Annotated in this window: 13 protein-coding genes and 1 tRNA gene; 7 read left to right on the forward strand and 7 right to left on the reverse strand. The window is 65.2% G+C overall.

All coding sequences use genetic code 11. The annotated features are described in order from the left end of the window. Nucleotides 1–151: 151 nt before the first annotated feature. Entirely contained in the window at nt 152–5,356 is a 5,205-nt protein-coding gene (locus GGD63_RS02340) for an alpha-2-macroglobulin (RefSeq protein ID WP_183239278.1), read from the reverse strand. Between the two features lie 404 nt (nt 5,357–5,760). On the opposite strand from GGD63_RS02340, the gene GGD63_RS02345 reads away from it, so the two are divergent. Continuing rightward, nucleotides 5,761–5,837, forward strand: a tRNA-Arg gene (locus GGD63_RS02345). Nucleotides 5,838–6,417: 580 nt separating this feature from the next. Here GGD63_RS02345 and GGD63_RS02350 read toward each other — a convergent pair. Then, entirely contained in the window at nt 6,418–6,927 is a 510-nt protein-coding gene (locus GGD63_RS02350) for a hypothetical protein (RefSeq protein WP_183239279.1), read from the reverse strand. Nucleotides 6,928–7,050: 123 nt separating this feature from the next. On the opposite strand from GGD63_RS02350, the gene GGD63_RS02355 reads away from it, so the two are divergent. Beyond that, a complete protein-coding gene (locus GGD63_RS02355; RefSeq protein ID WP_246785338.1) occupies nt 7,051–7,287 on the forward strand; it encodes a hypothetical protein in 237 nt (78 codons plus the stop codon). Nucleotides 7,288–7,448: 161 nt separating this feature from the next. Here the strand turns inward: GGD63_RS02355 and GGD63_RS02360 are convergent, their stop codons facing one another. Then, entirely contained in the window at nt 7,449–7,724 is a 276-nt protein-coding gene (locus GGD63_RS02360) for a hypothetical protein (RefSeq protein WP_183239708.1), read from the reverse strand. Between the two features lie 161 nt (nt 7,725–7,885). Here GGD63_RS02360 and GGD63_RS02365 point away from each other — a divergent pair, with 161 nt between their 5' ends. Then, a complete protein-coding gene (locus GGD63_RS02365) occupies nt 7,886–8,047 on the forward strand; it encodes a hypothetical protein (protein WP_183239281.1) in 162 nt (53 codons plus the stop codon). A 104-nt stretch (nt 8,048–8,151) separates the two neighbouring features. On the opposite strand, the gene GGD63_RS02370 is transcribed toward GGD63_RS02365, so the two are convergent. The 3 genes from GGD63_RS02370 to GGD63_RS02380 all read right to left on the reverse strand — a co-directional run bounded on the left by GGD63_RS02370 (nt 8,152) and on the right by GGD63_RS02380 (nt 9,663). Further along, the gene (locus tag GGD63_RS02370) at nt 8,152–8,928 is read right to left on the reverse strand and encodes a hypothetical protein (RefSeq protein ID WP_183239282.1); all 777 of its coding nucleotides are present in this window, start codon (nt 8,926–8,928) and stop codon (nt 8,152–8,154) included. Between the two features lie 197 nt (nt 8,929–9,125). After that, on the reverse strand, nt 9,126–9,350 hold the full coding sequence (locus tag GGD63_RS02375; RefSeq protein WP_183239283.1) for a hypothetical protein: 225 nt from the start codon (nt 9,348–9,350) through the stop codon (nt 9,126–9,128). 76 nt (nt 9,351–9,426) lie between these two features. Continuing rightward, entirely contained in the window at nt 9,427–9,663 is a 237-nt protein-coding gene (locus tag GGD63_RS02380) for a hypothetical protein (RefSeq protein WP_183239284.1), read from the reverse strand. Nucleotides 9,664–9,930: 267 nt separating this feature from the next. Here GGD63_RS02380 and GGD63_RS02385 point away from each other — a divergent pair, with 267 nt between their 5' ends. Then, nucleotides 9,931–10,278: a DUF6481 family protein gene (locus GGD63_RS02385; RefSeq protein WP_183239285.1), complete on the forward strand. Its 348-nt coding sequence runs from the start codon at nt 9,931–9,933 to the stop codon at nt 10,276–10,278. Nucleotides 10,279–10,418: 140 nt separating this feature from the next. Here the strand turns inward: GGD63_RS02385 and GGD63_RS02390 are convergent, their stop codons facing one another. Beyond that, nucleotides 10,419–10,661: a pentapeptide MXKDX repeat protein gene (locus GGD63_RS02390; protein WP_183239286.1), complete on the reverse strand. Its 243-nt coding sequence runs from the start codon at nt 10,659–10,661 to the stop codon at nt 10,419–10,421. Between the two features lie 340 nt (nt 10,662–11,001). Here GGD63_RS02390 and dctP point away from each other — a divergent pair, with 340 nt between their 5' ends. The 3 genes from dctP to GGD63_RS02405 are packed head-to-tail and all read left to right on the forward strand — an operon-like array spanning nt 11,002 to nt 13,930. Beyond that, a complete protein-coding gene (dctP, locus tag GGD63_RS02395) occupies nt 11,002–12,024 on the forward strand; it encodes a TRAP transporter substrate-binding protein DctP (protein ID WP_183239287.1) in 1,023 nt (340 codons plus the stop codon). Further along, nucleotides 12,021–12,575, forward strand: coding sequence for a TRAP transporter small permease (locus GGD63_RS02400; RefSeq protein WP_183239288.1), 555 nt, complete (start codon nt 12,021–12,023; stop codon nt 12,573–12,575). Before dctP ends, GGD63_RS02400 begins: the two co-directional genes overlap by 4 nt. Continuing rightward, nucleotides 12,572–13,930 carry a TRAP transporter large permease gene (locus GGD63_RS02405; RefSeq protein ID WP_183239289.1) on the forward strand — a complete coding sequence of 453 codons (1,359 nt, stop codon included), beginning with the start codon at nt 12,572–12,574 and terminating at the stop codon, nt 13,928–13,930. Before GGD63_RS02400 ends, GGD63_RS02405 begins: the two co-directional genes overlap by 4 nt. Nucleotides 13,931–14,008: the final 78 nt, after the last annotated feature.

A 14,008-nucleotide genomic window follows, 5' to 3' on the forward strand; every position in this document is an offset into this window, starting at 1 on the left:
CCTCCTCTCCCGTCGTCGTTCCGGGATGGTCCGAAGGACCAGACCCGGAACCTCGAGATTCTCAGGCGCGTAATCGCGCGCCGTAGTTCGGCTCTTCGAGCCGCCCCGGAATGACGAGATACCTGGTTGGCGTCGCTCATCCCACCACCACTCACTTCGCCGCTCGCACCTCGACCGTTCCCGTGCCGGTGCGGCCATAGCGCGAGGGATTGTACATGTCCTCGACATAGGCCTGCGGCAGCACGTATTTGCCGGGCGAGACCGCGCGCACGACATAGGCGACGGTGAAGACCGCCTTGGAGTCCGAGGCCCGATCGACCGCCGCGGTGAACCGGTCGTCGCGGAACTCGGTGTCTTCAGGCTCCTCGCCGTCCTCGATCCAGTCCAGCGTGCCGCTGTCGCCCGACGAGACCAGCTTCGGATTGTCGATCTCGAGGCCCGCGGGCAGATAGTCGGACACCATGATGTGGCCGTACTCGGGCTTGGCCTCGGTGATCTTCAGCACCACCGCGAAGCGCTGGTTCTGCTTGACCTTGCTGATGTCGGCGGGCTTGCCGTCGAGCGTGAAGTAGCTGCGCTCGATCTTGAAGCCGTTCGACGCTGCCGGCTCCGGCGTCACCGGCGAGCCCGACACCGAGACCACCGCCTGCACCGGCGCATCGCCCGTGTTGGTGATCTTCAGCGGCTTGCCGCTCAGCGTGTCCGCCTTGTAGCTGCGATAGAGCGCAGTCTTGACCGGCTGGCCGTCGACCTCGATCGAGAGGTTCTCCCTGGCGAGCGCCCGCGCCGCCAACACCAGCCACGCATTCTCCTGCGTGGAGGTATAGGGCGTCAGCCCGCGCGCGGTCTCGACCCGTGTCACCGCCTGCGTCAGCGTTGCCTTCGGTGCATTGCCTTCGCTGGCGAGCGAGACCAGCGCTGCGGCATCGCGCAGCTGCGAGCCGTAATCGGTGCGGCCGAACTCCAGCACCGGCTTTGGCGCGAGGCTGTCGAGCGCCGCGCCATAGACGCGTTCGGCGCGGTTGCGGTCGCCGACCAGGGCCAGCGCTGCGGCAAGCTGCGACTTCGCGATCGGGGTCGCGAGGTTGTTCAGCTTGGTGTCGGCGAGATAGCGGAGATCCCCGATCGGAGCTGCGCCGTTGCGGGCGAGCACGTAGAGGCCGTAGGCGAGATCGCGGCCGCCGTCCTTCTCCGGCTCGTTGCCGTTGACGACGGAGTTTCTGATCCGGTCGAGCGCATTCTTGAACAGGACATCAGGCACCGCAAAGCCCTTCTCGCGGGCGCGGGTCAGGAAGTCCGTCACGTAGGCATCGAGCCAGGCGTCGTCGCCGCCCGCCGACCACAGGCCGAACGAGCCGTTCGAGCCCTGACGCGCCAGGAGCCGCTCGATCGCGTCGCGGATGCGCTGGTCGACCTCGGTGTCCATGGCGAGATGCGCGCCGGCCGCGAGCTCGTTGACATAGAGCAGCGGCATGGCCCGGCTCGTGATCTGCTCCGAGCAGCCATGGGGATAGCGGTCGAGCGCTTTCAGGATCGTCGCCGCATCGAGCGCGGTCGACAGGCTAGCCGAGACCGAGACGCTGCCGGTGCCCGGCACGAGGTCGGAGAACATGTCCGAGGTCAGCGTCAGGCTCTCGCCCTTCGCCAGCGTCCGGATCGAGCGCCGCGCCAGCACCTGCGTCGCCGCCTTGACATCGAACGCATAGTGCCGCGCCAGCGCGAGGCCATTCGGCCCCTTGATGTCGACGTCTAGCGTCGCCTGTCCCGCCGCGGTCGCATCGAGCGCGAGCGAGAACGAATTGCGCTGCTTGGCGGCGAGCTTCACCGTGGTTGCGGGATTGCCGGTCATCTTCACCGGGCCGCCCGTCTTGACGTTGATGACGTAGTCGCCGGCCTGGCCCTCGACATTGTCGATCTCCAGGTTGACCGTGCCGTGGTCGCCATTGAGCAGGAAGCGCGGCAGGGTCGTGGTCAGCACCACGGGGTCGCGGATCACGACATCCGTATTGGCGCGGCCGAGCTTGGTCGCGGTCCACGCCACCGCCATGATGCGCGCGGTGCCGGCGAACTCCGGAATATCGAAGCTCACCTCCGCGGTGCCGTCGGCACCAACCGTGACGATGCCCGAATAAAGCGCCAGCGGCTTTTGCGAGGGTGGTGAGCCCTGCAGCTCGGCGGCTCCGGCGTCGCCGCCGGACTTGATCTGTCCGCGCGTGCCCGACATGCCGTCGATCAGCTGGCCGTAGAGATCGCGGATCTCAGCGCTCAGGCGGCGCTGGCCGAGATAGTAATCGTCCGGCGCCGGCGGCTTGTAATTGGTAAGGTTGAGGATGCCGACATCGACGGCGGCGATGACGATCTTGGCGTCCTCGCCCGGATTGAGCCCGTCGAGCTCGACCGGGATCTTCAGCGTCGCGTTGGGGCGGATCAGCGCCGGCGGCGTCAGCTTCACGCTCAGCGTGCGGGTCTGCTTGTCGATGCCGAACCATTTCAGGCCGATCGCACGGCCCGGCATGCGCTGGGCGGCGGCATCGAGCGGACGGCGCAGCGTCGCCACCACATAGGCGCCGGTGCCCCAGTCCTTGCCGACCGGGAGCTTCACCTGGGCGGTGCCTTCCTTGACGTCGATGGTCTGCGTCGTCAGCAGGCGGTCACCGAGCACGTTGATGGTGAGCTTGCCGGCGCTGCGGACGTTGACCGACACCGTCATGGTGTCGCCGGAGGCGTATTGCGGCTTGTCGATCGAGGTTTCCAAAAGGTCGGGCGTATCGGCGCTGCCGTCGGAATACCAGCCGACGTCGAACTGCACCGAGGTCACCGGGCCGTCGGCGTCGTTCGATTTCACATCCAGCCGATAACGGCCGGGCTGCGGCGCCAGCGAGATGCGCGACGGCTTGTCGGCAGCGATCGTGACGTCACCGTCGGCGATGCGCGAGGTCGACTTGACCGGCTCGTACTCCCAGTAATTGTTCTGGCGGTACCACTGATAGCGCGACTCCATCTTCAGGAGCTCGTAGCGCAGGCCGTCGCGGCGCAGCCTCTCGCCCTCCGGCGAGACGAACACGACGTCGAACTCGGCCTTGTCACCCTCGGCGACGTTCTTGTCGCCGAACAGAGGCTTGATGCCGATCTGCGCAGCAGTGGGCGCGACCGGGAGCACGATCTTGCGCTCGACGGCGCGGCCGCCGGTCTCGACCATGCGGACGAAGATCTGCGCTTCCTGCGGACGCGTCGAGGCCGGCTGCTTGTCCAGCGTCACCGGGAAGGTCGCGACACCGTTGGCATCGGCCTCAGGCAGGTTCTCCAACGGCGTGCGCTCGTTCGAGGTGGTCTCCTCGTCGGCAACGCCGAACTGGTAGCCGGCAAAGCCGGGCCGCTCGGCCGCGGGCGCGATCAGCATGTCGCCTTCGAGCTGAAGGCCCGAGGCCGGCGCGCCATAGAGGAAATGACCGTCCGCCTTAAGCTCCACTGGAGCGTTAGCTTTGATCAGCTTGCCCTTGGCGGACAAATCGAATTCGATCCGATCAGGAACGTAATCCTCGACCATGAAGGTGGTCTCGCCGATCGAAGCGCCTTTCGGATCGGTGAAGGCGCGCACGCGCCAGGTGCCGGTCGGCACCGCCGAGTTGAGCGGCACGGACAGGGTGCGGCCGCCGGCGCCCTGGTCGGGCAGCACGGCGCGACGGTATTCGACGCCGTCGGGGCGCTCGACCACCAGCGTCATCGGCCCACCGGTCACGGCGTTGCCCTGCCCGTCGCGCAGCAGCGCAGTGAGGAATACCGTCTCGCTGGAGCGGTAGACGCCACGCTCGGCATAGACGAAGGCATCGGCGCCGGCGGGCACGGCACGCCCCGCAACGCCGCGGTCGGAGAGGTCGAAGGCCGACGTCTTCAGGCTCAGGAAGGCATAATCGGCCTTCTCGCCCGTGACCGTGAGCATCGCCGGCGACAGGCCGCCCTCGCCGCGCGCAAGTCCCGCCTCGAACAGCACGTGACCGGACTCGTCGGTCTTGCGCATCGCCAGGATCTCGTTGTTGCGGGCGACCAGCCGTACCTCGGCCTTGCCGACCGGATCGGTTGAGGCCAGCGAGTTGACGAAGACGTGGATGCCGTCATTGCCGGAATAGGCGGTGACCCCGAGATCGGAGACGATGAACCATTGCGTGGCAAGCTGGTACTCGTCGTCCGAGCCTGGGCCCTTGGCCGCCGCGGTCATCACGTAGACGCCGGGCTGGAGCTCGCCGAGCGCCTGGTCGACCGGGAATGCCGTGGTGACGTCCTGGTTCAGCGTCATCGCGGTCGAAAGCTCGCCCGACCAGACCTTGACGCCGCGCTCGTCGCCGAGATCGCCGAGCTGATATTTGGTCAGCGTCTTCTGGAAATCGCTGTCGACCACCGTGTTGATCAGGTTGCGGTCGCCGATGCGGAAGACGTTGATGTTGACCGCGGGCGTGTTGACGCTGACCACGGGAATGCCGCGCTGGCCGGTCCGCGGCAGCACATAGGCGCGGCTGGTGAAGCGCACGAAGGGCTTGCGATCGCGCACATAGACGTTGAATTCGGCCGATTTCGGCAGGCCCTCCTTCACCGTGGACGGCAGGCCGGCGCGAAGGTTGATGTTGTAGCGCTCGCCGTGCTTCAGGCCGTCGACGCAGAGCTGCTTGCCTTCCGCCGACAGCGCCGGCTTGTCCTGCCCTGCGAGGGCCAGGAACGGCGCGAAGTCGGTGCGCTTGGCGAGCTCCTCGGAGAACTGGAAGCAGGCGCGTGGACTCGCCGAATCCGAGTCCACGGTGTAGTCGAGCAGCCGGAAGCCGTGCTCGTCGCGCAGCTTCTCATATTGCCCGCGGACATCGGCGACCTCGCGCAGGTCGAGCGACAGCCGCAGCGAATCCAGCGCCGGCCGCCACAGCTTGCGTTCGGCCAGCGACTTGCCGAGGACGGCGAGCGCGTCGGCCTCCTCGCCTGGATTGCCGGCCCGCATGTAAGCGATGTAGGCCGCGGTCGAGGCGCGCTCCAGCAGGAAGGTCTGTTCGCTCGAGTTCTTCGGCCAGATCTGGAAGATCACCTTGGCGAGCCGCAGCCAGTTGCCGGCATCGTCAGGGTTCGTGGCCGCGATCTGGCCGAGCACCGACAGGCCCGTGCGGTAATCGTTGCGCCTGAAGGCGGCGTCGGCATCCGTGCGCAGCGTCGCGTTGGTCTTGGCGACCGGGCCCGCCTCGCTCTTGATCTGCGCCTCCAGCTTGATGGCGGAATCAGCGAGATCGTCGCGTTTGAAGGCTTTGTCGGCGGCCTGCGCAGCCGAAAGGCCGAGCGCCAGCGCGGCGCAGATTGTGACGGCGCGAACAAGACCGATCATGGATGGACTCCCGGAAATCGCGGACGAACGCCGCTTGTCGCATGAAATGCGTGGAAAGGTGACGGACTCAAGGCGATGGAACCAGAGGTGCAAAACGTCGCATTCGCCATGACGAGGCAGGCCCAGAGGAGACCAGTCCAGATACCGCCGCGCACGCCGTCCTGATGGCGCAGCAACACCTAGCCAGTCGACCGGCGGCCGTGTCCCGGAAGCTGTTCAGCGTTCCCGGCGATGTGATCCATCGTCCGGTCCGCTGCCGCTCAACCCGGCACCCTGACACCCCACCGTTCCGCTTTGTCGCGGCATTGAGGAAAACGGTTCGGTTCAGGCTTGGCGAAAGACCAGATTTTTCATATTGGCATGCTAGATGAACGGCCAGCCGCCCAAACCGGGCGGCCCAGGACGGTCCCGTAGCTCAACTGGATAGAGTAGCGGATTTCTACTCCGCGGGTTGCAGGTTCGAGTCCTGCCGGGATCGCCAGTGTTTTCAAGATGATGGGCGTTCTTCTCCTGGAAAAACCGTGTCTCACTGGTAGAGACAAAAACCCTCTGATTTCGGGCTTTCCGGTTTAGTCCCGCTGAGTCCGCAGTACACGAATGGTACACGACGCTTCCGCGTTTGTTCTGTTCATGAAGGCTCACCAGCGAGCCCGCCGAACCTTTGGTTTTTTCACCATCTGAAGGCCCATCCGACGGCTCCCACGAAGCCATTTCCCGAGTGCCACGAAATGTCCCTGAAACACAGCCGGCCTAGCCTCCCAGCATTGAACTAAGGGGGACTGCGATGTGGACATTCATTGACAGCTTGTATCGCGAGTTTTGCCTGGCGCGGCTTCAGGAAATGAGGAAGCTCGAGCTGCCCCAATAACCGCGACCGCCGCAGCCAGCCGGCGCCGTCATAAGACTGTGGCATAGCCATTGCATCCTAAACGCCAGCTGGGATTTCAGTGCTCAGTGCGAAAATAGGCGCTGCCGAGACAACGTATTTCGAGCTCGGCAATTTGTTTAGGATCTGGCTCATGGCTTACGACGCAGCCACGGTGCAAATGCTTCGTGATGTTTTAGACGAAGTTCTCTCCAGCCCGGCATTCACCCTTCAGCATCAGCGGACCGCCGTAGAGGTCGCCGAGCGCGTGCTTAAGCTGGCCGCCCAGGGCGAGCGTCAGCCCGAGAACATCAAGCGACACTTGCGAAACGAGTTCTTTGCGCCGGATGTCTCGCGGCATTGAGACGCTCGCCAGCGTGAAACCGGCGGGCCTTAATTTGGTCAGGCCTTCGCGGCTTGCTTTATTCGATGCGGTCGCAGCCCGCAAACCCTGGCGCAACGAAGTAGCTTCGCCTCGGCGTTCCGACACCGCGCGGAAACGCTGCTGTAAGTCGCGCAGTCGCCGCTCGGACCCGGGTCTAACCGGATCTGGACTCGGTAGGCGTGGCATCGGCTCAGCTGCTCCGCCATACAGACCAGGCATGAAATAGAACCAGACCCGGTATTCGTCGGCAAGCACCAGTGCAGGCTGCCTCTGGTCTGTCTCGCGCAACGCCAGCCAGACGACACTTACCTGCCAATCCATCGTCCTTCACGAACGCGTGGGTATCCCCTCCTCGGGCTTTGAAGCGGGCACATCAACCCCATCTATGCGCCGGGCGAATTGCGCCCGAGAAGGACGCCGATGCCACCATCCGAGTGGACGAGAATGGCCATCGCATCAGCAGTGGCCGTCCTCGCAATATCATTTTTGGCAATCGACGCAGGCGTCGACGTGAACACCGGTGCGATCGCAAAACGCGTCGAGACGGCGCGGGCGTCCATCACAGACGCGGTGGCGCGCCAGCACGAGCGCGCCTTCGCCGTTCAGGTATGGTCGCGAGGAAATCACCAGAAGCCGCTCTCGGAGAAGCAGCCCCTGGAGCAGTGCCTGGCGATCGATTGATCCAGACGCGCCGCGTGACGACACCAGGCCCCTTCGACGGCCTTTCGTTTGTTCACGATCCAACTCCGCTTCGTTCGCAAAGCACGAATCGCGACCGCGAGAATCAGCGCTGCGCAAATGTTAATATGAGATTGCCGTAGCGCTGATCGCTTGCGCGCCCGCTATTCCGTCGGCTCATCCTCGCGCCGCTCGCGGGCAAGCTGATGCCAGGCGATGGCAAGCTCGATCAGGCGTTGCCGGTCGGCGCCTTCGGCCGCCGCGGCGCGCTTCATTGCGGCCTCGGCTTCGTGCTGCGGGTCGTACTTGTTGCACATGAAGCGATTGTAACCGCCCGATCTGGACAAGTGCGTGGCAATTTCGCCCGTATGATTGCGGAGGACCGACGTTGTCGTAGGCGATTCAAGCACGCTTTGATTGTGGCGCCAGGGATTTTGCACTCGCGGTTTCAGACCCTCCCCCGGCGCAAGTTGAAAAGAGGCTCGGCTTCATTCCGAGCGATCTGTGAATTGCGTCACAGCCTGCGCACGGCCTCTCGCGCTAAACAGGACCTCAGCGCTTCCATGGGGAGCGCGAGACGGCGTGGGAGGTCTTTCCCGTCATGACACAGGAAGCAACCGCCGAAGCCAGGGTCCCGACACAACGACAGAGGTCCGACCTGTTCGGGATCGTGTGTCTTGCGACGATCGGTCTCGTGATGCTGACCTGGATCGCAGGCCTGGTCTGGGGCGCGATGGCATTCTTCAACTGGCTGGTAGCCTGACGCGCGAGGCGATCAGCGCTCGTTCGCGCGCAACTGGATCGACCGGCAAACAAGAAAGGCGGGCCTTTCGCCCGCCTCCTCGGTTTCAGATCCTGCGCGGAAGCTCAGTAGCACGCGCGCGGATCGGCCTGCACATACTGCCCGTTTGGATAGCGGTAGTAGCAATTGCCCTCGGCCAGATAGTAGCCGGGGCGCGAGGCGGCTGTTGCGCCGGCGATCGCGCCGGTGGCGCCGCCGAAAACCGCGCCTGCGGCAGCCCCCGTTGCATTGCCCGAGATCAGCCCGCCAAGCAAACCGCCGACAATCGCCCCGCCCAGCGCACTTGCGCCGGGGTCGGCCGGCGGCGGCGGAGGGGGCGGTTCATAGGCGACCGGAGGCGGCGCCGGGGCATAGGCCACCGGCACATCGTCGTAATACTCCTCCGAGATGTAGGCGGGCGGACCGGCCATCCGCTGCGGATAATAGTACCAGACGCCGCCGACGTCCCACCACCAGCCGGAGCGGCCGTTATGGACTTCGTGGCGCCAGCGCCCGCCGTCCCAGGCGAGGTTGCCGCGATAGGCATGTCCGCCCCAGTCGCGCGCCGGCGCGGGGCCCCGCGCGTAGTTGCGGCCGGGCGGCGGGCCGCCGGCATTGTGCGGGCCGGGACCAGGGCCGCCAGCGTGAGGCTGGCCGCCGGGCTGCGGCGCGGGCCGGGCCGCCTGCTGCGGTGGAGGACCCTTGCGCATGTTGTTCTGCGGCGGCGCGCCGGCACCGGCCCCTGCCGGCGGATGGCCGTCATGCTTTGGCGGCCCGGCGTCCTGCGCCTGCGCCGAAAGCGCGAGCAAAGACATGGCCGAAACCAAGGGAATGATGATCTTGATGCGGCTGGACGCACTCATGCGTGATTGCCCCCCTATTCTCTCGCTCGCCGTGGTCCCTCGCGCGATAGACGATTCGCCTCGCGCCGGGGTGATGCCGGCTGACATAACTGACCTGCTTGATCGGCCAAGTGATCGGCGAAGTCCCGTTACAAATGATTAAGATCACGGCAATTTTTCGGCCCGACGAGGCCGCAGCGGGCGGAGCTGGAGCGCCGCTAGCGGGCCGGCTCGATAACGTTGCAATTGCTCCGCCCCGACATCAGGCAGTCCTGCATCTTGCTGGCTGAGGTGAGATCACGGGCGAGCCACCAGCCGATCGCGAGGATCACGATGGCGATGATCAGGCCGGCGATGGCGCCGCGGCGGTTGTCGCCGGGTTGAGGTCTTGGCGGGGATTTGGGCTTCTCGCCCGGTTCGGGCTTGGACGCAGGGCTCGACATGACAACCTGATCGCACGGGTCGGCCGGCTTTATCACCTCTGCGGCGTGGCGTCACATCCCGGCCGGCCCTTCCGGCTCAGCCCCGGGTCTGGCGGATCGCATCCTTGCGCAAGGTTTCGACAGCCGGGGTCGCCTCGCGGGTCCGCGGTGCGCAGGTCGTGAGCACAAAGGCGGTCTGGCTGCACTCCCAGTCGGCGCCCAGGACGGCGTTCTCGACCGGTTGCGGACGGGCAAACAGCAGTGCGGCACCCGCCAGCGCCGCCACAACGAGGATAAGCGCGAGCGCCTTGAGGCTCAGCCGGAAGATGGTCATGCCCGTGCTCCGTCTCGTATCGGGGCGGACGCTAGGTGTTGCGTCAGGGCGCCCCCTATGAGGGACATCACAATTCGGCAGTTTTTCGGGGCTACGAGAGATCGTCGGGGGAGCGATTTTTCGTCTACCTGATCGGCTGCGATTATGGGTGGCTTCGCGACGCGCGCCGATGTACACGCTTCTGCGTCGCGTGGCGCCTGCTATGCCCAGCCGACGTACCAACAGGCACCGATGTAGGATCGAAAGCGAGGAAGACAAGGCTCGTCGATGAGTGGATTCAGGGAACCCGGCTTCGCAGACCGGCAAAAGGCGGCGCAGGACGCACGCAAAAATCTTTTGAACAAATTCAAGTCTCAGCCGGGGCCCGATGATCCCGCCGTTGCGGCTCGACGCGCCGAGCGCGAGGCACTCGCGGCCAAGCGCGCCGAGGCCAAGGCTGCGCGCGAGGCGGAAAGGGCCGAGCAGAAGCGCCTCGAGGAGGAAGCCAAGGCCGCCGAAGCCGCGCGGATCGCGCGCGAAGCTGAAGAAGCAGAAGCCAGGCAAGCTGCGCTCGAGGCCGAGCAGAAGGCCAAGCGCGACGCGCGCTACGCCGCCCGCAAGGCAAAGCGCAAGTAGCGTTCGCGAAGCAACGTTCGGAAGTCACGTTCAATTGAAGTTGAACTGAGACTGCTTTCGGGGCGGTCCATCGACCGCCCCGGGACTTTCCGAACCGCGCGCGTCTGCCTTTTGCACGCGCCCGCGACGACAGCCGAAGATCAGTTCTTCTTCATCATCCCGTCGTCTTTCTTCATCCCGTCCTTCGACATGTGATCCTTCTTCATGCCGTCGTCCTTGGACATGGCATCCTTCTTCATGCCGTCCTTGGACATCGTATCCTTCTTCATCATGCCGTCGTCCTTGCCCATCTTGTCCTGGGCATAGGCGGCCGGTGACAGCGCGAGGCCAAGCGAGAGAACGGCAGCCGAGACGCCGAGCGCGATACGGGTACGAATGGTCATGGATCATCTTCCCTTCGAGATGGTGTTTGTCAGCGACGGACGCCGCTATTCGATCTCGACGGATCGACGGCAAGACTTGTTACGGCCTCGCCGGTAAATTTCTCCAGGCCGCGCGTTCACCGCGATCACGTCCGCGGCATCGGACCTCCATTCGGGAAGAGTTGACCGCAAGTGTGCAGCGCAGCACGGCCGGCACTTGCCGCGGCATTCGGTCTCGAACTATCAGATGAGAGAATATCGGGTGAAAGACCGGCTAGGATGGGCCTGAAGCCGGTCTGACAAGACCCGACCCAATCACGCCAACAAGAACAGTCCTAAGAAACGTTCAAGGGGATACACCATGATTACGCGCCGCCATCTGATCGCGACCGCCGTCGCCGCACCCGCCATCCTGCGCTTCGGGACCGGAACCGCGCAGGCCGCCACCACGCTGAAGATCTCGCATCAATTCCCGGGCGGCACCATCGACAAGGGCGATTTCCGCGACCGCCTGTGCCGCATGTTCGCCGCTGAAGTCAGTAAGCGCAGCAATGGCGACATCGCCGCCGAGATCTATCCGAACTCCTCGCTGATCAAGACCAACGCGCAGTTCTCCGCGATGCGCAAGGGCGCGCTCGACATCTCGCTCTATCCGATGCCCTATGCCGGCGGCGAGCTGCCGGAGACCAATATCGGCCTGATGCCGGGTCTCGTCACCACCTACGACCAGGGCCTGCGCTGGAAGAAGGAGCCGGTCGGCAAGGCGCTGACCGACTTCCTCGCTGACAAGGGCATCATCCTGCTCACCTGGGTGTGGCAGGCGGGCGGCCTCGCCAGCCGCTCCAAGCCGATCGTCGCCCCCGAAGACGCCAAGGGCATGAAGGTGCGCGGCGGCTCCCGCGAGATGGACATGGTGCTGCAGACCGCCGGCGCCTCGGTGCTGTCGGTGCCTTCGAACGAAATCTACGCGGCGATGCAGACCGGCGCGTGCGACGCCGCTCTCACCTCGTCCACCAGCCTGATCTCGTTCCGGCTCGAAGAGGTCGCGAAGTCGCTGACCTCGGGCGCAGGCGCATCCTATTGGTTCATGCTCGAGCCCCTGATGATGTCGAAGGCGATCTTCGACAAGCTGCCGAAGAACCAGCAGGACGTCCTGCTTGCCGTGGGTCAGGAGCTCGAAGCCTTCGGCCGCAAGGGCGCGCAGGATGACGACGTCGAGGTCGCCAAGGTCTACGAGAAGGCCGGCGCCAAGGTCTCCGTGCTGGATGCCGCGACCGTCGGCAAGTGGCGCGACATCGCCCGCGACACCGCGTGGAAGGATTACGGCGCCAAGACCGCGACCTCGGCCAACCTGCTCAAGCTTGCCACCGACGTTGCGGCATGAGCCACGGTCCGCTTCCGGATCGTGACGACCAGACGAGCGCTGCCGCAGGCTCCGGCCCCGCGGCGGCAATCGATCGCGGTCTCGCCATCCTCAACAGCATCATCGTCGTGTTCGCCGCGATCGCGCTGGTCGCGGCCTGCGCCATCCTGAGCTACAGCGTGCTCAGCCGCGCGCTGTTCAAGGCCGCCAATTACTGGCAGGACGAGGCCGCCGTGTTCCTGCTGGTCGGCGCCACCTTCATGACGGCCGCCTATGTGCAGCAGAACCGCGGTCACATCGGCATCGAGGCGTTTGTCGGCCTGCTGTCGCCGCTCGCCAACAGGGTCCGGCTCTGGCTGGTCGACGCCGCGACGTTCCTGTTCTGCGCCTTCTTCACCTGGAAGTCCTGGACACTGGCCCATGAGGCCTATGTCGACGGCCAGGTCTCGAATTCGATGTGGTCGCCGCCGCTCGCCATTCCGTATTCGCTGATGGCGCTCGGCATGAGCCTGCTCTGCATCCAGATTCTCGTGCAGCTCGCGCTGCCCTTTGCTGGAGGCCGGCGGCCATGAGCGTGTTCGGGATCGGCATCGCCTACGGCATCGCGACGCTGCTGGTGATGTTTTCGGGCATGCCGATCGCGTTCGCGCTCGGCGCGGTCGCGGTGGTGTTCATGGGCATCTACATGCCGTCGGCCTCGCTCGATACGGTGACGCAGAACGTCTACGAGGAAATGGCCTCGATCACGCTGCTGTCGATCCCGCTCTTCATCCTGAAGGGCGCGGCGATCGGCAAGTCGCGCGCCGGCCAGGATCTCTACTCGGCGCTGCATGCCTGGCTGCATCGCGTCCCCGGCGGCCTTGGCGTTGCCAACGTGTTCGCCTGCGCGCTGTTCGCGGCGATGGCGGGCTCGAGCCCGGCGACCTGCTCGGCGATCGGTTCGGCCGGCATCCCCGAGATGCGCAAGCGCGGCTATTCCGGCGGCTTTGCCGCAGGGATCATTGCAGCCGGCGGCACGCTCGGCATCCTGCTGCCGCCATCGATCACCATGATCCTGTTTGCGGTCGCGGCGGAAAAATCGCTCGGGCGGCTATTTCTCGCCGGCATCGGGCCCGGCCTGCTGCTGGTCACGCTGTTCGGTGCCTATGCCGTGATCCGCTTCCGCCGGGAATACAGGGCGGCCGAAGCGATCTACAAGAACGGCGGACCTGAGGCTGCGATCCTCGCCCGCGACGAGTACACGCTGGCCGAACGCTTCAGTGTGCTGCCGCGGGTGATCCCCTTCGTGCTGCTGCTCACCGGCGTCATGATCGCGCTCTATGGCGGCTTCGCGACGCCCTCGGAAACCGCGGGCCTCGGCGGTCTCCTGGCGCTGGCGCTGATCGCGGCGATCTACAGCGTGTGGCGGCCGAGCGACCTTGCCCCCATCATGAAGTCGACGATCCGGGAATCGACCATGCTGATGATGATCATCGGCATGTCGCTGCTCTATTCCTACGTGATGAGCTATCTGCACATCTCGCAATCGGTCGCCGAATCCATCGTCGCGATGCATCTGCCGCGCTGGGAGCTGCTGTTCGCGATCCTCGTCATGGTCGTCGTGCTCGGCTTCTTCCTGCCGCCGGTCTCGATCATCCTGATGACCGCGCCGATCATCCTGCCGCCCTTGCGCGCCGCCAATTTCGACATCATCTGGTTCGGCGTGGTCATGACCATCGTGATGGAGATGGGGCTGATCCATCCGCCGGTCGGCCTCAACATCTTCGTCATCCGCAACGTCGCGCCGGACATCCCTCTGCGCGAGGTGATCTGGGGCACCCTGCCCTTCGTGCTGCTGATGATGCTCGCGGTGCTGCTGCTGTGCTTCGTGCCGGGGATTTCAACCTGGCTGCCGGACCTCGTGATGGGACCGGACGGGAGCAGGTAACGCTGCCGTAGGGTGGGTTAGCTGCGCGGATGCGCGAAGCGCAGTCGCTGGGCGTAACCCACCTCTTCTCTTTCCGCG

The sequence above is a fragment of the Bradyrhizobium sp. cir1 genome (genome assembly GCF_014198245.1).
Lineage (GTDB): Bacteria > Pseudomonadota > Alphaproteobacteria > Rhizobiales > Xanthobacteraceae > Bradyrhizobium.